We start from the raw sequence: 20031 nt of genomic DNA, 5'->3' as shown, positions 1-20031 counted from the left end.
CGATACCGTACAAGACAGCGGTTTTTTTACTGACCTGCAAAGCAGATCAAGGGAAAAAATCGTCTGGTTTCCAAAGATTTATTATCAAATGGAAAAAGGACTTCTTCATATCCGCTGTGAAATTACGCTGGGAAAATATCAAGACCAGCTTTTACGGTTGGAGGATAAGTTGGAAAGTGGCTTGTATTGTGAGCTGACCGACAAGACCCTGCATGACGGTTATATCGAATATACCCTGCTTTATGATATGATAGCGAACCGCATTACCATTGATGAAGTACGGGCAGAAAACGGTTGTCTTAGATTGATGAAAAATCTTGTCTGGGAATATGACGCACTCCCTCACGCTCTGATTGCTGGTGGGACTGGTGGCGGTAAAACATATTTTCTGCTGACACTCATTGAAGCCTTACTGCATACAAACGCTGTCCTTTATATCTTAGACCCGAAGAACGCTGACCTTGCAGACTTAGGGACAGTTATGGAAAATGTGCATCACACCAAAGAAGAAATGATTGATTGCGTCAATGCCTTTTATGAGGGCATGGTACAGCGAAGTGAGGAAATGAAGCGACACCCGAACTATAAGACGGGCGAAAACTATGCCTATCTGGGACTGCCACCCTGCTTTCTTATCTTTGATGAATATGTAGCATTTTTTGAAATGCTGGGGACGAAAGAAAGTGTGAGCTTACTTAGCAAGTTAAAGAAAATCGTTATGTTAGGACGACAAGCAGGTTATTTCCTTATCGTTGCCTGCCAGCGTCCAGACGCAAAGTATTTCTCGGACGGTATCAGAGATAACTTCAATTTCCGTGTGGGACTTGGGCGTATCAGCGAATTAGGTTACGGTATGCTGTTTGGTTCAGATGTGAAAAAGCAGTTTTTTCAGAAGCGTATCAAGGGGCGTGGATATTGTGATGTGGGAACAAGCGTTATCAGTGAGTTTTACACGCCTTTAGTCCCGAAAGGACATGATTTTTTGCAGACTATCGGCTCTCTTGCACAAGCAAGGCAGGACGGGACGGCGACGTGCGAAGCGAAAGGCGACGGCACGGACTAGCCGTTGCTGGTGTGGCGTTAGCCACGCCAGCAGGTAAAACCCCTCGGTATCTAACAGAGGGGTACGTTTGCAAATAGACAATAGACAAAAAACATAGGAAACATAAGGCTTCTGGCATGGTTTTCTAGCAAAAATCGGCTGTGAAGTCGCCTTAAAAAACTTCACACTTTACAGATTGGGGGTATGGTTCTGAATGAAGAACAACGGATAAAAGAATTACGGGAGAAACGGATTGCTTACGGTATCTCACAAGGCAGGCTGGCGGTGGCTTCTGGTATCACAAGGGAATATTTCAACAAGATAGAAAGTGGAAAAATGAAGCCGTCAAAGGAACTTCTGGAAACTCTGCATAAGGAACTGGCAAGGTTCAATCCAGAAGTACCGCTTACCATGCTGTTTGATTATGTGAAAATTCGTTTTCCCACGCTGGATATACAGCACATCATCAAAGATATATTAAAACTGAATATCAATTATATGCTCCATGAAGATTACGGACATTACAGTTATACGGAGCATTATTCTTTAGGGGACATCTTTATCTATACGTCGGCTGACGAAGAAAAAGGTGTCCTTTTAGAGTTAAAGGGGCGTGGTTGCCGACAGTTTGAAAGTTACCTGCTGGCACAACAAAGAAGTTGGTATGACTTTCTCATGGACGCACTCATAGACGGTGGCGTGATGAAGCGTATCGACCTTGCTATCAACGACCATACGGGTATTTTGGATATTCCAGAGCTTGCGGAAAAATGCAGGAAACGGGAATATATCGGAAAGTCCAGAAGTTATAAGTTTTATCAGTCGGGCGAGCTTATCAAGCATAGAGAGGACGACAGAGAATATATGGGACGCACCCTTTATCTTGGTTCGCTAAAATCAGATGTGTATTTCTGTATCTATGAAAAGGACTATGAGCAGTACGTCAAGTTAGGGACACCGCTGGAAGAAGCCGACATTATCAACCGTTTTGAGATACGGCTTAGAAATGAACGTGCCTATTATGCAGTACGAGATTTGCTGACCTATTATGACGCAGAGCAGACTGCCTTTTCTATCATCAACCAGTATGTGCGGTTTGTTGATGAAGAAGCAGACAAGCGAAAAAATGACTGGAAACTCAATGACCGCTGGGCGTGGTTTATCGGCGATAACAGACAGAGCTTGAAGCTGACGACAAAGCCAGAGCCTTACACCTTAGACCGTACATTGCGGTGGGTACAACGGCAGGTAGCACCGACCTTGAAAATGCTGAAAAGGATTGATAAGGGAAACGGAACAGACTACATGAAAACTATCGAACAGCAGGCAAAGCTCACAGAAAAGCATGAAATGATAATCAAACAGCAGACGACCCCTGCAAAAGATTTAGTAGAAAGTTAGGAGTGATGAAAAAATGTGGGAATTATTGAAAGACTTCCTGCTGGTATCTGTTGGAACGGGTATCGGCGTAGCCTTGATGTGTATTTTAAGTGTTGGCAAAGGAGCTGACTATGAAATGAAGAAATTAAAAGAAAGCGAGGACAAATAACATGAATTTCGGGCAAAATTTGTATCAATGGTTTTTAAGCAACGCACAGAGCTTAGTGCTTATGTCGATTGTGGTTATCGGTATCTACTTAGGGTTCAAGCGTGAGTTTTCAAAACTTATCGGTTTCTTGGTAGTTGCCTTGATTGCTGTCGGCTTGGTATTCAATGCTGGCGGTGTGAAAGATGTACTGTTAGAGCTGTTCAATAAGATTATCGGTGCATAAAATTTTATTGTGGGGCTGATGTATGGGTGCTATAATGTGAAAAAAGAAGTAATCGAGGTGTTCTATTTTGAATGAGAGAGAAAAAATTATTCGTTTATGGTTTGATATGTGGTTGAAACAGCAAGACTTAGGAATAGATAAAATTTTTACAGAAGATGTTGTTTATACGGAAAGCTGGTGTCCTAAATATGAAAATCTTAAAACAGTAAAACATTGGTTTAATGAATGGAATACTCGTGGTAAAGTCATTATTTGGGATATTAAACAGTTCTTTCATAAAGAAAATCAAACTGTCGTAGAATGGTATTTTAAAAATGAAATGAATACGGGAAGCGTTGAAGAATTTGACGGTATTTCCTTAATTGAATGGACAGAAGATAACAAAATCAAATCATTAAAAGAATATGGTTGCAATCTGAATAACTATAATCCATATCAACACAGCGATAACCCTCAATTTAGAGATGAAAAAACAAACTGGTTTTAAAACTTAATCAAATTATATCCATATACATAAAGCAGTTAGTCTTAGGATTGACTGCTTTTTTCTTACCTAAAATCAGATTGGAGTGATGAAATGAGCGATATTTTTAAGGATATGCAGGCAAACGTCGGCTGTGATTATATTTCTAACCTGCCCTCTTACAAGCGTAAAGTGTGGCATGAAATGAAGCGATTACCGCTTACGAATTATGATATAAAACAGTTAGAAGATTTTTCAAAGTATGTGTTTGGTATGTCGTACCAGAGCTTAAAAGATGTGATGAAGCAACAGAAAGGACGTGAGGAACAATGCAGGAAACAAGGGTGCTGGTGGAAACGAGAGGAACAACTGGCGAAGAAACAATATCATACTGGTTCGACCTGCCGATAGATGTTGCCGAGTTTGAAGAAAAGTTAGGTATCGGTGCAGAAAGTGGGGATTATCGTATTATCGAAAAGGTGTTGCCTTATGCTGATGAAGTCCACGAACACACCAGCGTGTACCAGCTCAACGAATTAGATTTTATGTACCGCCAGCTTTCAAGTGATATGCAGGAAGAATATGTATCACTACTTACGGTGTTTGAAAATTTAGAAGCACTTTATATTTGCAGGAACGTGATTATTGTTTATCCCGACTGTAAAAGCATGATAGATGTTGCAAGGCAAAAGCTGATGAACGACCCGATGTTCAAGCATTTATCCGAGGACTGTCAAGAATACTACTTTGACTTTGAAGCCTACGCTTCTCACTTGCAGGAACACGGGAAATTTTTAGTAACAGAACACGGTATCTTTGAACTGCCAGAGTAGGAAATGAGGTGGTGCTTATGATTGATGATATGGCGGTTTATATTGCTAATCTTGGCAAATACAATGAGGGCTATTTAGTCGGTGCTTGGTTCACGTTCCCCATTGACGAGGAAGATGTGAAAGAAAAAATCGGCTTGAATGAACAGTATGAGGAATACGCTATCCATGATACCGACAACTTTCCCATTGCGATTGGCGAGTATGTTTCCATTGAAGAACTCAATGAGATGTATGAAATGATAGAGGAACTTCCCGACTATATTGTAGAGTGTCTGGACGAATTTATCAGCCACTATGGGACGCTGGAAGAAGTCGTGGAACATAAGGACGATATTTACTATTATCCCGACTGTGAAACCATGACAGATGTTGCCTACTACTACATAGACGAATTGCAGGCACTTGGGGACATTCCACCCAGCTTACAGAATTACATTGACTATGAAGCCTACGGGCGAGATTTGGATATGGGCGGTTGCTTTATTGAAACAAGCCGAGGTATGTGCGAGATACCATATTAACGCTGGAAGATCAGCGACAAGCATTGTTGCTACTGACAGCGTATTTCTCTTTAAGGGACAGTCTGAAAATGGCTGTCCTTTTCTATTTTGAAAGGAGCTGAAAGAACTTGAAAAAGATTAAAAGCTACACGGGTATCTGGAACGTGGAAAAAGTCTTGTATGCAATCAATGACTTTAACTTACCCTTTCCCGTTACTTTTACACAGATTACATGGTTTGTGATTACGGAATTTATCATCATTCTGTTTGGGGATATTCCCCCACTTTCCATGATTGAGGGAGCATTTCTCAAATACTTTGGTATTCCCGTTGCTCTCACTTGGTTCATGTCGCAGAAAACCTTTGACGGAAAGAAGCCGTACAGCTTTTTGAAATCACAGATAACCTATGCCCTGCGACCAAAAATCACTTATGCAGGAAAAGCCGTAAAACTGCATAAGCAGATATTGAATGAAACAATCACGGCAGTAAGGAGTGTGAACTATGTTCCCGATAAAATATATTGACAATAACCTTGTCTGGAACAAGGACAATGAGGTGTTCGCCTACTATGAGCTGATACCATACAACTATTCTTTTCTATCCGCAGAGCAGAAATTTATCGTGCATGACAGTTTCCGACAGCTTATCGCACAGTCCCGTGAGGGTAAAATTCATGCGTTGCAGATTGCCACAGAAAGCTCAATCCGCAGTATGCAGGAACAGTCAAAGAAGCTGGTAACTGGAAAATTAAAGGAAGTTGCCTGCCAGAAGATAGACGAACAGACCGAAGCGTTAGTATCTATGATTGGGGACAATCAAGTGGACTACCGCTTTTTTCTTGGCTTTAAGCTCATGGTTACGGAAGAACAGCTCAATCTGAAGAACATCAAAAAATCGGTGTGGCTGACGTTCACAGAATTTCTCCATGAAGTGAACCACACGCTGATGAATGATTTTGTTTCCATGCCGAATGATGAAATCAACCGTTACATAAAAATGGAAAAGTTACTGGAAAATAAAATCTCCCGTCGCTTTAAGGTGCGTCGCTTGGAAATCCATGATTTTGGGTATCTCATGGAACATCTTTACGGCAGGGACGGTATCGCTTATGAAGATTATGAGTACCAGCTACCAAAGAAAAAATTGAACAAAGAGACGCTGATAAAATACTACGACCTTATCCGTCCGACAAGGTGTGTGATTGAGGAAAGCCAGCGGTATTTACGATTGGAACATGAGGACAAGGAAAGCTATGTGTCCTATTTTACCGTCAATGCGATTGTAGGAGAGCTTGATTTTCCGTCGTCTGAAATCTTCTATTTCCAGCAACAGCAATTCACATTCCCCGTTGATACGAGCATGAATGTAGAAATCGTGGAAAATCGGAAAGCATTAACGACCGTCCGCAACAAGAAAAAGGAACTGAAAGACCTTGATAATCACGCCTATCAAGCAGGAAGTGAAACCAGCTCAAATGTGGTGGACGCTTTAGACAGCGTGGACGAGCTGGAAACTGATTTAGACCAGACAAAAGAAAGTATGTATAAGTTAAGCTACGTCATACGGGTGTCTGCACCCGATCTTGACGAGCTGAAACGCCGTTGTGATGAAGTCAAGGACTTTTACGACGACCTCAATGTAAAGCTGGTGCGTCCTGCTGGGGATATGCTGGGGCTTCATTCTGAATTTTTACCAGCCAGCAAGCGATATATCAATGACTATGTGCAGTATGTAAAATCAGATTTTTTAGCTGGGCTTGGCTTTGGTGCGACACAGCAGTTAGGAGAAACTACGGGTGTCTATATGGGCTATTCTGTTGATACGGGAAGAAATGTGTACCTGCAACCGTCCCTTGCCAGTCAAGGTGTAAAAGGTACAGTTACCAACGCTTTAGCGTCTGCTTTTGTCGGTTCGCTTGGCGGTGGGAAATCGTTCTGTAACAATCTTCTGGTATATTATGCGGTGCTGTTTGGCGGTCAAGCACTTCTGTTAGACCCTAAAAGTGAGCGTGGTAACTGGAAAGAAACGCTCCCAGAGATTGCACATGAAATCAATATCGTAAATCTTACCAGCGATAAGGACAATGCAGGGCTTCTTGACCCGTTTGTGATTATGAAGAATGTAAAAGACGCTGAAAGTCTGGCAATCGACATCTTAACATTCCTTACGGGTATTTCTTCAAGGGACGGCGAAAAATTCCCCGTACTTCGTAAGGCAGTACGCTCCGTTACCCAGAGCGACAGTCGGGGCTTGCTCCATGTGATAGACGAGCTACGCCGTGAAGATACGCCCATATCAAGAAATATCGCAGACCATATCGACAGCTTCACGGACTACGACTTTGCACACCTGCTGTTTTCAGACGGTACGGTAGAAAATGCTATCAGTCTGGATAATCAGCTCAATATCATTCAAGTAGCCGACCTTGTACTGCCAGATAAAGATACCACTTTTGAAGAATACACGACCATTGAATTGTTGTCTGTGTCTATGCTGATTGTGATTAGTACCTTTGCCCTTGATTTTATCCATTCGGACAGAAGCATTTTTAAGATTGTCGATTTAGACGAAGCGTGGGCGTTCTTAAATGTGGCACAAGGAGAAACCTTATCAAATAAGCTGGTTCGTGCTGGGCGAGCTATGCAGGCAGGCGTTTATTTCGTTACCCAGTCTGCCTATGACGTGTCAAAGGAAAGTCTGAAAAACAATATCGGCTTAAAGTTTGCATTTAGAAGCACGGATATAAACGAGATAAAGCAGACCTTAGAGTTTTTCGGTATCGACAAGGACGATGAGAACAACCAGAAACGCTTGCGTGATTTGGAGAACGGACAATGCTTATTGCAGGACTTATACGGGCGTGTCGGTGTGGTGCAGATACACCCAGTCTTTGAAGAACTGCTACACGCCTTTGATACCAGACCGCCCGTACAGAGAAATGAGGTGGAGTGATGAAAGAAAGGATAAAAGGTGTGTTCACAAAAAAGAAGATTTTCCACTTTCTCAAAATGGCTCTGTTCGTGGTGGCACTCTCCCTTATCCTGCTTTCACTTTTGGGGACGGTGGCTCATGCGACGGGGCTTGTAGACGATACCATAAACGCAGAAAATCTTTATTCAAAATATCCCCTTTCCAACTACCAGCTTGATTTTTTCGTCGATAATAGCTGGTCGTGGCTTCCGTGGAACTGGCTCGACGGTATCGGAAAATCGGTACAATACGGGCTGTACTGCATTACCAACTTTGTCTGGACTATCAGTTTGTATTTGAGTAATGCAACGGGCTATGTGGTGCAGGAAGCCTATAAGCTGGACTTCATCAATGATATGGCAGACAGTATCGGAAAGAGCATACAGACCCTTGCAGGCGTTACCGAGAACGGCTTTTCTTCTACGGGCTTCTATGTTGGTTTCCTGCTTCTCATTATCTTAGTGGTGGGAATGTACGTTGCTTATACGGGACTGATAAAACGGGAAACCAGCAAAGCACTTCACGCTGTTATCAACTTTGTGGTGGTGTTCGTGCTGTCCGCTTCATTTATTGCTTATGCTCCCGACTATATCAAGAAGATAAATGAATTTTCATCAGACATCAGTACCGCTTCTTTGGATTTGGGAACAAAAATCATGCTCCCTAACTCCGACAGCGAGGGTAAGGACAGCGTGGACTTGATACGGGACAGCCTATTTTCTATTCAAGTGGAACAGCCGTGGCTCTTGCTTCAATTCGGGAACAGCAACGCAGAAGAAATCGGGACAGACCGTGTAGAAGCTCTCGTATCGGCAAGTCCAGAGGACGAGGACGGGAAAACCAGAGAGGAAGTCGTGAAAACAGAAATCGAGGACAACGACAATAACAATCTGACAATACCGCAGGTCGTGAACCGTTTGGGTATGGTGTTCTTCCTCTTGTTCTTTAACTTGGGTATCACGATATTTGTATTCTTGCTTACGGGCATGATGTTGTTCAGCCAGATACTTTTTATTATCTTTGCAATGTTTTTACCTATCAGTTTTTTACTTTCCATGATACCGAGCTATGAAAGCATGGCAAAGCAGGCAATCGTGAGAGTATTTAATACCATAATGACACGGGCAGGAATAACGCTCATTGTAACGGTGGCATTTAGTATTTCCAGTATGTTTTACAACATTTCCACAGACTACCCATTCTTTATGGTGGCGTTCTTGCAGATAGTATGTTTCGCTGGTATCTACATGAAGCTGGGCGACTTAATGAGTATGTTCTCACTTAATGCTGGCGACAGTCAAAGCATGGGACGACGCATATTCCGCAGACCGTATCTGTTTATGCGACATCGGGCTAGGCGTATGGAACACCGTATTGCAAGGGCGGTAAGTGCTGGCGGTATTTCGGGCGGTGTAGCTGGTGCGGTGGCTGGAAGTGCCGTTGCTGGCAAGAGAGCCGAAAGAAAAAATACGGCTTCTAAAGAAAATCGGGGCAATACCACTTCCAGCATGGGACAGCGTGCAGGTTCAAAAGTCGGTGCTGTTTTAGATACGAAAAATAAAGTGAAAGACAAGGCAAACGCTGTCAAAGAGAATATCAAGGATATGCCGACACAGACCGCTTATGCGGTGTATTCCGCAAAGGAAAAGGCAAAGTCCAGCGTGTCCGACTTCAAGCGTGGCATGGTGCAGGAACAGCAGTCCAGACAGACGGGACGCTTGGAAAAGCAGGAACAGCGTAAGAAAAATATCGCTGACAAACGTATGGAGCTTCAAAAGGCACAAGAAGCAAGGCAGGTACAGCGAAAGGCTGACGGATCAGCGACAACGGGAGCTACCCGTCCCCATGAGCGACCAGTCACAGCTTCAACCATTCCAAAGCCGAGTGTTGAAAAAATGCAGGAAGTCAAACGCCCAGCCACAGCTCCAACTCCGAAAGCAAGTGAGCCAGTCAAGACAAATGTTATCAAAGAGCGTCCGTTATCTTCTGGTGCTTCTGATAAGAAAGCACCCCAGCCTACACAGACAGTACATAGGCAGAATGTAGAAAAAGTGGTATCGCAGGAAACACGCCAGAATGACACCAAAGACCGCAGGATAAAGGTTCAGCAGACCCAGAGCGTCCAGAAGAACCAGCAGACCATAGAGAAAACCCGTAACCTTGTAACGAAGAAAGGACAGAAGAAAAAATGAAACTGAAACATATCGCTATCATTGGCAGTCTGTTTCCTATCCTCTTTTCTCTGGTGCTTTTCTTTGGCGTCCTCATTAGTGCGGACAGCGACGACGAGAACAGCAATTTTTCTTCTGGCATTACGGGTATGAACCTATCCGCAGAAGTCTTGAAACATCAGCCTATGGTAGAAAAATACGCCAGAGAAAACGGTATCTCCGAGTATGTCAATGTGTTACTTGCTATCATTCAAGTAGAAAGTGGCGGTACGGCAGAAGATGTTATGCAGAGTTCGGAAAGTCTTGGTTTACCGCCTAATTCCTTAGATACGGAAAGCTCAATCAAGCAGGGGTGTAAGTATTTTGCGTCCCTGCTTTCTTCCTGCAAAAATCAAGGTATCGACGACTTGAATGTAGCGATACAGTCTTATAACTATGGCGGTGGCTATGTGGGATATGTGGCAGGAAAAGGAAAAAAACACACTTTTAATCTTGCAGAGAGCTTCGCCCGTGAGAAATCGGGTGGAAAGAAAGTAACCTACACCAACCCGATAGCCGTTGCTAAGAATGGGGGCTGGCGGTATGGCTATGGAAATATGTTCTATGTGGAAGTAGTCAATCAGTATTTAGCAGTTCCGCAGGTATCGGGAGAACTGGCACAAAAGGTAATGAATGAAGCGTTGAAATATCAAGGCTGGAAGTATGTGTATGGTGGCAGTAACCCGAATACTTCCTTTGATTGTTCGGGATTGACGCAATGGTGCTATGGAAAAGCTGGTATCTCCTTACCGAGAACAGCACAAGCACAGTATGACGCAACCCAACATCTGCCACTCTCGCAGGCAAAAGCAGGCGATTTGGTGTTTTTCCATTCCACCTATAACGCTGGTTCGTATGTAACACACGTCGGTATTCTTGTTTCGCCGACACAGATGTACCACGCAGGCGACCCGATAGGATATGCAGACCTAAGTAGTAGTTACTGGCAACAGCACTTAATCGGTGCAGGACGAGTAAAACAATAGAAAGGACTTGAAAAATATGTTTAAGAAGAATAAGAAACAGACAGAAACTATCAAAGAACCAAAAGAAAAAAAGGTGCGTACTGTCAAGGTAGGCACACATAAGAAAACCGTGATTGCGTTGTGGGTGGTGCTTGTCGCAAGCGTGAGCTTTGGGGTGTATAAGAATTTTACGGCTATCGACCAGCACACCACCCATGAAAAAGAAATCATTGAACTTTGCTTGCAGGACACCAACGGGATAGAAAATTTCGTGAAAAACTTTGCGAAGTCCTATTACACATGGGATAACAGCAAAGAAGCTATCGAAGCAAGGACGCAGGCAATCAGCGGTTATCTGACAAAGGAATTGCAGGACTTAAATGTAGACACCATTAGAACCGATATACCGACCAGCTCCACGGTTACAGATGTGATTGTATGGCATATCGAGCAATCGGGAGCGGACACTTTTTCTGCTACCTACGAAGTAGATCAGCAGATAAAAGAGGGAGAACAGACAAGCAATGTGAAAGCAACCTATACTGTAAAAGTCTATGTGGACGCAGACGGGGATATGGTAATCGTTCAAAACCCTACCCTTGCACCAGCAGTTGAAAAATCAGACTATGAGCCTAAGACACCAGAAGCAGACGCAAGCGTGGACGCTGATACGGTAAATGACGCTACCGCTTTTCTGGAAACATTCTTTAAGCTGTACCCAACAGCGACGGAAAAAGAGCTTGCTTACTATGTATTGGGAAATGTGATTGAACCTATCGGCAGGGACTACCTTTATTCTGAACTGGTAAACCCTATCTTTATAAAGGACGGCGACAATGTGAAAGTCAAGGTTGCGGTAAAATTCATTGATAATCAGACAAAAGCGACGCAGGTATCGCAGTATGAGCTTGTGCTACATAAGGATAGTAACTGGAAGATTGTAGGATAAATGATATAGCGTGCATTTCCTATCAGATTTGCACGCTTTTACAAAACGACAAGAAAACTGTGCAAAAATATTGACTTGTAATGACCGAATGCTATAATATAAATGACAAGTGTACTTGGTATTATTTGAAGGGAGCGTTATATAATGGATAAAGAAAAAATACTATCACAAAACAAAAAAGAGAATCTATATCTTGATGAATACGAAAAACATATTAAACTTCAAGGGAAATCTTTTGGCTTAATGTTTGTTTTATTTATCTGCATTTTAATTCTTTTCATTAAAGCAGTTTGTAAAGAACCTTACTATGACATAATGACAATTATTGGGTCTGTGGCATTTGGCTCTATGGGTTATGAAGCACATATTTCAAAAAATAAATCCAAATTTGTTATTGCTTTATTCTTTTTTCTATTTATGGGGTATTACTTTTATAAATTTTTAATGGTAGGTTTATAGAATGGACGAACATTTAATTTTGCGAAACAGATTAAAAACTGTACGAAAAGAAAAAAAATTATCACAAACAGAATTAGCTGAACTAGTCGGGGTTTCTCGGAATACAGTTAGTTCTATTGAAACTGGACAATTTAATCCAACAGCAAAATTGGCATTAGTGCTTTGTATAGCTTTAGATAAAAAATTTGAAGAATTATTTTATTTTGATTAAAGGAGAGAACGATTATGGAATTAGAGGAATTGATTGTTGAAATAGTTATAGGATTGTTTTTACTTTTTACATCTTATCAAATAGGTATAAAAGAGAATATTACTTTATTACATGGTTATCATTATACACAACTTGACCCTAAAGATAAAAAGGTGTTTACAAAAAAAATAGGAATAGGCACTTTACTGGTTAGTATTGGTATTCTTGTTATGCCGATTATCAATTTAATCTCTCATTCTGAATTAGGCTATTACATAGGTCTTATTTTGATTGTTGTAGGAGTGTTTTATATCATATTCATCATTGTAAAATACAATGGAAAACTTATTAGCTTTAAAAAGTAGAATTGAGGTATGAATATGATAGGACTGAACAAAAGAGATATAAAAAAGGCATTGAAAGCTGGTGCAAAAGCTGGCGGTGTATCATTGGCTGATGTTCGGGCGGATATTGAAGCTACGATTGATGAAGCTATGAATAGCACCGACCCAGAGGTGCAGGCAAATTTCAAAAAGTATTTTGGGAATAAACGCCCTACACCAGAAGAATATATTTATATCATTACGAAAAAGACAAAGGCAAAATTATAATAAAAGGGTCGTGGAAATGCTTCACAAAATTGTGATCTGCATTATCACGGCTCTTTTACTCTCTGTTTACTTTCAAAACTGTAAGTGTAATTGAATACTGCCCTTGCTATAATTTAATTGTATTCCAAAACAAATAAATGTGGCAGGAAGAAAGGAGCGATTTTTAATGGAACACATTTTAAATTTAGAGCAAGTAAAAAAATACTACGGGGGTAACTCTGGAAATATCACAAAGGCAGTAGACGGTATTTCTATGTATGTAGATAAGGGCGAATTTGTCGCAATCATGGGAGCTAGTGGTTCTGGAAAGACTACCCTATTAAACTGTATCTCTACGATTGATACTGTAACCAGCGGACACATTACAGTCAATAATCAAGATATTACCAAAATCAAGGATAAAGATTTTGCTGATTTCAGACGTGAAAATTTAGGGTTCATTTTTCAAGATTTCAACCTTTTAGATACTTTAACGATTGGAGAAAACATTTCTTTATCATTGGTTATCAACAAACAGAACCCTACTGATATTGAGAAAAGAGTTCATGCTATCGCCGATAAATTGGGTATTCGTGATATTTTATCGAAATTTCCTTATGAAGTTTCTGGCGGACAAAAACAGCGTTGTGCTTGTGCTAGAGCCTTAATCAATGAACCGAAACTGATTTTAGCTGATGAACCGACGGGAGCTTTGGACTCAAAAGCTTCCAGATTATTACTGGAAACAATGTCTGAAATCAACAAGAAAATGCAGGCTACTATTTTAATGGTAACACATGACCCGTTTAGTGCGTCTTTCTGTGAACGTATTTTGTTCTTGAAAGACGGTAAAATATTCAATGAAATTTTCAGAGGGGAAAAAAGCAGAAAAGATTTCTTCAATGAAATACTGGATATATTAACCTTGCTCGGAGGTGAAGTGGGAAATGTTAGGTAAGTTAGCGTATAGAAATACAAAAAGAAATATTAAAGATTATTTGATTTATCTGATAACCGTTACTGCATCCTTTTCTCTTATATTTGCTTTTAATTTGGTGGCAAATTCTGATGAAATTGTAAAGTTATGTTCCAGTATGGATGCATTTAAGAATTCATTGTTCGCTGTAAATATTCTTATTATTTTTGTGATATGCTTTTTGATCAACTATACAACGAAATTTATGTTTGAAAAAAGAAGTAAAGAATTAGGAACATATATGCTTCTTGGCATTAAGAAAAAAGAAATTGCCCACTTAGTTGTAATTGAAAATATACTGTTGGGAATTTTAGCATTTGTATTAGCTATTCCTATTGGCTTTTTATTCAGCCAGTTTGTGTCGTTAGTAATTGTAAACTTACTGGGTATTCCAAAAACTCTCTTTATTTCTTTGAATTTCGTTTCTATTGGACTATTGATAATTTATTTTTTAACTATTTATGTTTTGGTTTTGCTTAATCTATTAAGAAGAATAAGTAAAATGACGATACGTGATTTTCTTTATTTTGACAAACAAAATGAAAAGAAAATGTTCCGTGACAGTAAAAAAAGAAATGTCATTTTTGTTTTAAGTATTATTCTTGGTGCGATTTCTCTTTTTCTCTGGAATTCACGTTGTACTATGGATAATTTTAATAAGCAAGAAACACTTACTTATTTGATGGTAAGCGTAATCATGTTGATTATCAGCATTTATGGTATATCTACAACTTGTGCAGATATGTTCTTGACTGTTATCTTAAAATTTTGTATAATAGGAATTGAAGTTAAATTAGATGCTAAAAATTTGTAATTAAGAAGGAGGGATTCGTCATGTTGGTATTCCAAATGCGTAATGTAGATAAAACATCTACTGTTTTGAAACAGACTAAAAACAGTGATTACGCAGATAAATAAATACGTTAGATTAATTCCTACCAGTGACTAATCTTATGACTTTTTAAACAGATAACTAAAATTACAAACAAATCGTTTAACTTCTGTATTTATTTACAGATGTAATCACTTCAGGAGTGATTACATGAACAAAAATATAAAATATTCTCAAAACTTTTTAACGAGTGAAAAAGTACTCAACCAAATAATAAAACAATTGAATTTAAAAGAAACCGATACCGTTTACGAAATTGGAACAGGTAAAGGGCATTTAACGACGAAACTGGCTAAAATAAGTAAACAGGTAACGTCTATTGAATTAGACAGTCATCTATTCAACTTATCGTCAGAAAAATTAAAACTGAATACTCGTGTCACTTTAATTCACCAAGATATTCTACAGTTTCAATTCCCTAACAAACAGAGGTATAAAATTGTTGGGAATATTCCTTACCATTTAAGCACACAAATTATTAAAAAAGTGGTTTTTGAAAGCCGTGCGTCTGACATCTATCTGATTGTTGAAGAAGGATTCTACAAGCGTACCTTGGATATTCACCGAACACTAGGGTTGCTCTTGCACACTCAAGTCTCGATTCAGCAATTGCTTAAGCTGCCAGCGGAATGCTTTCATCCTAAACCAAAAGTAAACAGTGTCTTAATAAAACTTACCCGCCATACCACAGATGTTCCAGATAAATATTGGAAGCTATATACGTACTTTGTTTCAAAATGGGTCAATCGAGAATATCGTCAACTGTTTCCTAAAAATCAGTTTCATCAAGCAATGAAACACGCCAAAGTAAACAATTTAAGTACCATTACTTATGAGCAAGTATTGTCTATTTTTAATAGTTATCTATTATTTAACGGGAGGAAATAATTCTATGAGTCGCTTTTTTAAATTTGGAAAGTTACACGTTACTAAAGGGAATGGAGATAAATTATTAGATATACTACTGACAGCTTCCAAGAAGCTAAAGAGGTCCCTAGCGCCTACGGGGAATTTGTATCGATAAGGGGTACAAATTCCCACTAAGCGCTCGGGACCCCTTGTAGGAAAATGTCCTAAGTGTGGCAACAATATTGTATTAAAAAAATCGTTTTATGGTTGTTCAAATTATCCTGAATGTAAGTTTACTTTAGCTGAACATTTTAGAAAGAAAAAACTAACCAAAACGAATGTAAAAGAATTACTGGAGGGAAAAGAAACCCTGGTAAAAGGAATCAAAAACAAAGAGAAAAAGCCCTACAATGCCGTTGTAAAAATTGGGGAAAAGGGATATATTGATTTTATCTCTTTTTCAAAATAAACATAAAAGCCCTTTAAAGAGGGCTTTTATATATTAATCACAAATCACTTATCACAAATCACAAGTGATTAATCACAAATCACTTGTGATTTGTGATTCTTAATGATACAATATTACTATGTTTTAGCTTTAAAGGCTCGTACAGACTATATGTTTTGTGCGGGCTTTTTTCATACCCGAAAAAATTTAAAAAATTTTTCAAAAGAGGTCATTAAATCACACCTAGCTGTCCTTATATGGTGCGGAAAGAGGGATAAACACTTTTCAAATCATAAAGGAAAGGAGGTGAGATTGATGAAACCGTCTGACTTCCAGAAAACAGTTCAATGTCGTTTTGAAAGTTGTTTAAAGAAAGTTGTCCGTAGTGTCGTGAAAGATTATTACAAGGAATTAAACCGTCGTAAGAATAAAGAAATATCTTTCAGCGAATTGCCAGATGTCCTTGTTGATAAAATGGCTGTTTGGGACGACTACGAAACAGATTATACAATCTTTTCAGTATGTGGCATTGATATTCGTGTCCTTGATGATGAATTGGCAGAAGCCTTGAAGAAACTTCCAGAAAGAAAACGCAATACTCTGTTGATGTATTACTTCTTGGAAATGACAGAAAGTGAAATTGCCAACTTGCAGAAAATCACGCAAAGCGGTGTATTTAGAAACCGACATCACGCTTTGGAAACTATGAAAAAAATACTCAAGGAGGAACATTAGAAAATGAAACAGTTATTTAAGAAACCGTCTTATTACTTGATTTCATCAGCTATGGACGGAAACGAAAAAGCGATTGAAAAATTACTGGCATTTTATGACCCTTACATATCAAAGTGCTGTTTGCGTTCACTTTATGATGAATACGGCAATGTTTATATCGTTGTAGATATGGAATTAAAAGGACGTATCAGAGAAGCACTTATCAAAATGATTTTAGGTTTTGATATTGAAGATATGGACTTAGAACCAGAAGAATAAGCAGTTTTTAGCGGAGCATGATTTAATATCCCCCTCTTTCCTGCTCTGCCACCTGCTTTTATATGAAAGCAACACGCTTTCACCACAGCTCTTTGACAACTGAATAAAGCAGACAGATACGTTTGTGAGATGGCGAGCCACGGGGACTGTACGCCACGACCTTTTCAAAAGAAAGCGAGCGACCCACGCAGTGATCCGAGAGCGACTGTTGGAAAAGTTGTTTTGCCACGACCTATCCTCACAGAATAATGATACGTCCGCATGGTGCGGTTCTGCCCACAAGAATGGGAATAGTTGAGATACTAATGGAGCTTTCCAAAGCCGTCTGCCTGCTTGTAAAAAACGACACACAGTAAAGGGGGGTGCATAGATTATGAACAATACTGATGTGCCTATTTGGGAAAAATATACGCTGACGGTTGAAGAAGCGTCCAAATACTTCCGCATTGGCGAAAAGAAATTGCGTAAATTAGCCGAAGAAAATCTTGACGCTGGCTGGGTTATCGTGAACGGCAACCGTATTCAGATTAAGCGAAAACAATTTGAAAAAATCATAGATACATTGGACGAAATCTAATGTCATTGAGCCGTAGATATGGTATAATAAATATAGCGTATCACGGCTCGTTCCATGACGGAAAGGAGCTTTACACTATGTCTAATGTAAAACGAAAAGACAGTAAAAATCGCAATTTGCGTAATGGAGAGAGCCAGCGAAAAGACGGAAGATACGTTTATAAATATACCGATATATACGGAAAGCCACAATTTATCTATTCTTGGAAACTTGTACCGACAGACAAGACACCTGCTGGAAAGCGTGATGATATATCGTTGAGGGAAAAAGAAACACAGATTAAAAAAGACCTTAACGACGGTATCGATACAGCAGGCGGTAAAATGACAGTCTGCCAGCTCTACGACAAGAAGAACAGCCAAAGAAAGAACATCAAGAGGGCTACTGAAAAAGGACGACAGTATCTTATGAACGCTCTGAAAAATGACCCATTGGGTATGAGGGCGATTGATACTGTTAAGCAGTCGGACGCTAAAGAATGGGCTATCAGAATGAGCGAAAAAGGATACGCCTATAAAACGATTGATAACTACAAGCGTTCCTTGAAAGCGTCATTTTACATGGCGATACAAGACGACTGTATCAGAAAGAACCCGTTTGAATTTAAGCTAAGTGATGTTCTGGAAGATGATACGGAGCAGAAAGTTATCCTTACACCAGAGCAGGAAGAACGCCTGCTTGCCTTTATGGAAAAGGATAAGATTTACAGCAAGTATTATGATGAGGTTGTGCTTCTGCTGGAAACGGGACTTCGTATTTCTGAATTTTGCGGACTAACGACGCATATTGATATGCAGAACAGAATACTCAATATAGACCACCAGTTATTGAAAGACAGCGAAATCGGCTACTATATTGAAACGCCAAAGACCAAAAACGGAAAACGAGAACTTCCATTGACAGAACGGGCTTATCAAGCAATCCAAAGAATACTAAAGAACAGAGGAAAGGCACAACCGTTGATTGTAGGTGGTTATAGCAATTTCCTATTCTTGAACCGTGAGGGCTTACCTAAAGTTGCAGGAAACTATGAGGGTATGGTGCGAGGACTAATTAAGAAGTATAACAAGTATCACACGGACAAGTTACCGAACATCACACCACATTCATTCCGACATACTTACTGTACGAATATGGCAAACAGAGGAATGAACCCAAACACCCTGCAATATCTTATGGGACACGCTAACATAACCATGACACTTGGCTATTATGCACACGGTACATTTCAATCTGCAAAAGCAGAACTGGAAAGACTGGCTTGTTAATATCGGAGCTTATATTTACTACTCATTTACTACTTTTGGTTGCATTTTCATGCTGGTAAATGCCAGCTTATGCAAGGTATCTTCCAAAAAGAAAATACCGATAAAGCCCTAAAATACGGGATATATCGGCATTTATCAACTTATGAAAAGATAATCAGAAATTTAGTAAGTTTTTCTTTGAAATAATTGACAAAAAGCTTGCTTTCAGGAGATTACTATTTAATCTCTTTTCCATCTATATATAGTTGAAATTTATCAGGATTATTGACAACATCATAGTCCTTTCCGTATTCTACAGGTCTATTTTCGGCTGTCATTACCGTTTCCCCGACTTCAATATCCTCTTTTCATAAATAGATGTTCATATCAATGCTCGTCGCATATCCTCTGTCTGTGGAGAATTTTGTCGAATGAAAAGAGACTTTACAACTTAAAATTGGATAAAAAGGACAAAAAAAGAAGAGCTGCTTGCTCTTCCCATATAGTAGTAAAATAATATGTCATGCCAGCGCAATATATTACCTAGAATATCGCTATAACAGGAAAGGGGCTGCATTATGACAGCCCCTAGTTTACTTCATCACGTTGTCTACATTCTGAGTGAACTCGTTCCCTGGTTTATTTTAGCATCGATCTGGATTTTGCTTCATAAAGATAAATTTTGCCACAGAGCGGTCGTATGTTTTAATGTGTCCAAACAGCCAGTCGATTACATTTTTCTGTACAAGTTCACTGAACCGATCTGTTGGTCCTTCATACTCCTGAAGGTATTCATACAGTTCCTGAATTGTCTTTTTAAACTCTTCATGTTTTTCATAATGTTTTTCACGCTCTGGATAACCGGCTTTTTCCTGAAGTGCTTCTTCTTCTTTAAAATGAAAGTCAGTATACTCGTTAAGATAATCCAGAAGTTTGATCGCCTTTACCTTGCTGTCGCCATTTTGACAGGCTACTAAATTGTCATCAAAGGTAATGTTTAAATCGTAAGTCATAATTTGACCTCCATTTCTTTTATATGTTCTCTTAAGCTCTTTTAATGTCTGGCAGTTTCGTACCTGTATTTTCTGCTTAGTCTTCTACAG

The 20031-nt window shown here is 39.6% G+C and carries 27 protein-coding genes; 26 read left to right on the top strand and 1 reads right to left on the bottom strand.

Annotation, left to right across the window (positions count from 1 at the left end; all coding sequences use genetic code 11):
* The 26 genes from PGQ38_RS16705 to PGQ38_RS16580 all read left to right on the top strand — a co-directional run.
* A partial coding sequence (locus tag PGQ38_RS16705; RefSeq protein ID WP_270432708.1) for an FtsK/SpoIIIE domain-containing protein occupies positions 1–1063 on the top strand: 1063 nt, incomplete at its 5' end.
* 183 nt (positions 1064–1246) lie between these two features.
* Positions 1247–2443: a MobT family relaxase gene (mobT, locus tag PGQ38_RS16700; protein WP_003062030.1), complete on the top strand. Its 1197-nt coding sequence runs from the start codon at positions 1247–1249 to the stop codon at positions 2441–2443.
* A 13-nt stretch (positions 2444–2456) separates the two neighbouring features.
* A complete protein-coding gene (locus tag PGQ38_RS16695) occupies positions 2457–2591 on the top strand; it encodes a DUF3789 domain-containing protein (RefSeq protein WP_003061156.1) in 135 nt (44 codons plus the stop codon).
* Between the two features lies 1 nt (position 2592).
* Entirely contained in the window at positions 2593–2814 is a 222-nt protein-coding gene (locus tag PGQ38_RS16690; RefSeq protein ID WP_003060793.1) for a hypothetical protein, read from the top strand.
* 67 nt (positions 2815–2881) lie between these two features.
* Positions 2882–3301 (top strand): nuclear transport factor 2 family protein, encoded by a 420-nt coding sequence (locus tag PGQ38_RS16685; RefSeq protein ID WP_003060053.1) that lies wholly within the window; start codon positions 2882–2884, stop codon positions 3299–3301.
* A 90-nt stretch (positions 3302–3391) separates the two neighbouring features.
* Positions 3392–3688: a hypothetical protein gene (locus PGQ38_RS16680; protein ID WP_008687105.1), complete on the top strand. Its 297-nt coding sequence runs from the start codon at positions 3392–3394 to the stop codon at positions 3686–3688.
* Positions 3607–4110 carry an antirestriction protein ArdA gene (locus tag PGQ38_RS16675; RefSeq protein ID WP_003062492.1) on the top strand — a complete coding sequence of 168 codons (504 nt, stop codon included), beginning with the start codon at positions 3607–3609 and terminating at the stop codon, positions 4108–4110. The genes PGQ38_RS16680 and PGQ38_RS16675 overlap by 82 nt, the downstream gene beginning before the upstream one ends.
* A 17-nt stretch (positions 4111–4127) precedes the next feature.
* Positions 4128–4631 carry an antirestriction protein ArdA gene (locus PGQ38_RS16670; RefSeq protein WP_002323345.1) on the top strand — a complete coding sequence of 168 codons (504 nt, stop codon included), beginning with the start codon at positions 4128–4130 and terminating at the stop codon, positions 4629–4631.
* A gap of 107 nt (positions 4632–4738) precedes the next feature.
* Positions 4739–5137: a conjugal transfer protein gene (locus tag PGQ38_RS16665; protein WP_003061368.1), complete on the top strand. Its 399-nt coding sequence runs from the start codon at positions 4739–4741 to the stop codon at positions 5135–5137.
* Complete coding sequence (gene tcpF, locus PGQ38_RS16660; RefSeq protein WP_270432705.1) at positions 5115–7565, top strand: conjugal transfer ATPase TcpF; 2451 nt, start codon at positions 5115–5117, stop codon at positions 7563–7565. Before PGQ38_RS16665 ends, tcpF begins: the two co-directional genes overlap by 23 nt.
* Positions 7565–9775: a CD3337/EF1877 family mobilome membrane protein gene (locus tag PGQ38_RS16655; protein ID WP_003060083.1), complete on the top strand. Its 2211-nt coding sequence runs from the start codon at positions 7565–7567 to the stop codon at positions 9773–9775. The genes tcpF and PGQ38_RS16655 overlap by 1 nt, the downstream gene beginning before the upstream one ends.
* Positions 9772–10779: a bifunctional lytic transglycosylase/C40 family peptidase gene (locus tag PGQ38_RS16650; RefSeq protein ID WP_003059774.1), complete on the top strand. Its 1008-nt coding sequence runs from the start codon at positions 9772–9774 to the stop codon at positions 10777–10779. Before PGQ38_RS16655 ends, PGQ38_RS16650 begins: the two co-directional genes overlap by 4 nt.
* A gap of 16 nt (positions 10780–10795) precedes the next feature.
* Positions 10796–11707 carry a conjugal transfer protein gene (locus PGQ38_RS16645; protein WP_003062215.1) on the top strand — a complete coding sequence of 304 codons (912 nt, stop codon included), beginning with the start codon at positions 10796–10798 and terminating at the stop codon, positions 11705–11707.
* A gap of 144 nt (positions 11708–11851) precedes the next feature.
* On the top strand, positions 11852–12166 hold the full coding sequence (locus PGQ38_RS16640) for a DUF6442 family protein (protein WP_003061887.1): 315 nt from the start codon (positions 11852–11854) through the stop codon (positions 12164–12166).
* A 1-nt stretch (position 12167) separates the two neighbouring features.
* Positions 12168–12377, top strand: coding sequence for a helix-turn-helix transcriptional regulator (locus PGQ38_RS16635; protein WP_007286202.1), 210 nt, complete (start codon positions 12168–12170; stop codon positions 12375–12377).
* 14 nt (positions 12378–12391) lie between these two features.
* Positions 12392–12721: a DUF3784 domain-containing protein gene (locus PGQ38_RS16630; RefSeq protein ID WP_003061243.1), complete on the top strand. Its 330-nt coding sequence runs from the start codon at positions 12392–12394 to the stop codon at positions 12719–12721.
* A 15-nt stretch (positions 12722–12736) separates the two neighbouring features.
* A complete protein-coding gene (locus PGQ38_RS16625) occupies positions 12737–12967 on the top strand; it encodes a hypothetical protein (RefSeq protein ID WP_003060191.1) in 231 nt (76 codons plus the stop codon).
* Between the two features lie 166 nt (positions 12968–13133).
* A complete protein-coding gene (locus PGQ38_RS16620) occupies positions 13134–13904 on the top strand; it encodes an ABC transporter ATP-binding protein (RefSeq protein WP_003061398.1) in 771 nt (256 codons plus the stop codon).
* The gene (locus PGQ38_RS16615) at positions 13894–14736 is read left to right on the top strand and encodes an FtsX-like permease family protein (RefSeq protein ID WP_003060411.1); all 843 of its coding nucleotides are present in this window, start codon (positions 13894–13896) and stop codon (positions 14734–14736) included. The genes PGQ38_RS16620 and PGQ38_RS16615 overlap by 11 nt, the downstream gene beginning before the upstream one ends.
* 20 nt (positions 14737–14756) lie before the next feature.
* Positions 14757–14840: a 23S rRNA methyltransferase attenuation leader peptide gene (locus PGQ38_RS16610; RefSeq protein ID WP_001814874.1), complete on the top strand. Its 84-nt coding sequence runs from the start codon at positions 14757–14759 to the stop codon at positions 14838–14840.
* A gap of 124 nt (positions 14841–14964) precedes the next feature.
* Positions 14965–15702, top strand: a complete 738-nt coding sequence (gene erm(B) / locus PGQ38_RS16605) for a 23S rRNA (adenine(2058)-N(6))-methyltransferase Erm(B) (RefSeq protein ID WP_270432699.1) — start codon at positions 14965–14967, stop codon at positions 15700–15702.
* A gap of 145 nt (positions 15703–15847) precedes the next feature.
* Positions 15848–16132 (top strand): topoisomerase C-terminal repeat-containing protein, encoded by a 285-nt coding sequence (locus PGQ38_RS16600; protein WP_002326770.1) that lies wholly within the window; start codon positions 15848–15850, stop codon positions 16130–16132.
* Positions 16133–16426: 294 nt separating this feature from the next.
* Complete coding sequence (locus tag PGQ38_RS16595; RefSeq protein ID WP_003061815.1) at positions 16427–16846, top strand: RNA polymerase sigma factor; 420 nt, start codon at positions 16427–16429, stop codon at positions 16844–16846.
* A gap of 3 nt (positions 16847–16849) precedes the next feature.
* Positions 16850–17104, top strand: a complete 255-nt coding sequence (locus PGQ38_RS16590) for a helix-turn-helix domain-containing protein (protein ID WP_002322727.1) — start codon at positions 16850–16852, stop codon at positions 17102–17104.
* A gap of 373 nt (positions 17105–17477) precedes the next feature.
* A complete protein-coding gene (locus PGQ38_RS16585; protein WP_002322728.1) occupies positions 17478–17681 on the top strand; it encodes an excisionase in 204 nt (67 codons plus the stop codon).
* 77 nt (positions 17682–17758) lie between these two features.
* Positions 17759–18949 (top strand): site-specific integrase, encoded by a 1191-nt coding sequence (locus tag PGQ38_RS16580; protein WP_003062094.1) that lies wholly within the window; start codon positions 17759–17761, stop codon positions 18947–18949.
* 623 nt (positions 18950–19572) lie between these two features.
* Here the strand turns inward: PGQ38_RS16580 and PGQ38_RS16575 are convergent.
* The gene (locus PGQ38_RS16575; protein ID WP_270432695.1) at positions 19573–19941 is read right to left on the bottom strand and encodes a bacteriohemerythrin; all 369 of its coding nucleotides are present in this window, start codon (positions 19939–19941) and stop codon (positions 19573–19575) included.
* Between the last annotated feature and the right edge of the window lie 90 nt (positions 19942–20031).

Origin of the sequence: Blautia faecis (assembly GCF_027662325.1) — a bacterium.
Classification (GTDB): Bacteria; Bacillota; Clostridia; order Lachnospirales; family Lachnospiraceae; genus Blautia_A; species Blautia_A faecis.
The sequence above is the reverse complement of the archived record's forward strand: the minus strand, read 5'-3'. Positions and strand labels throughout refer to the sequence as shown.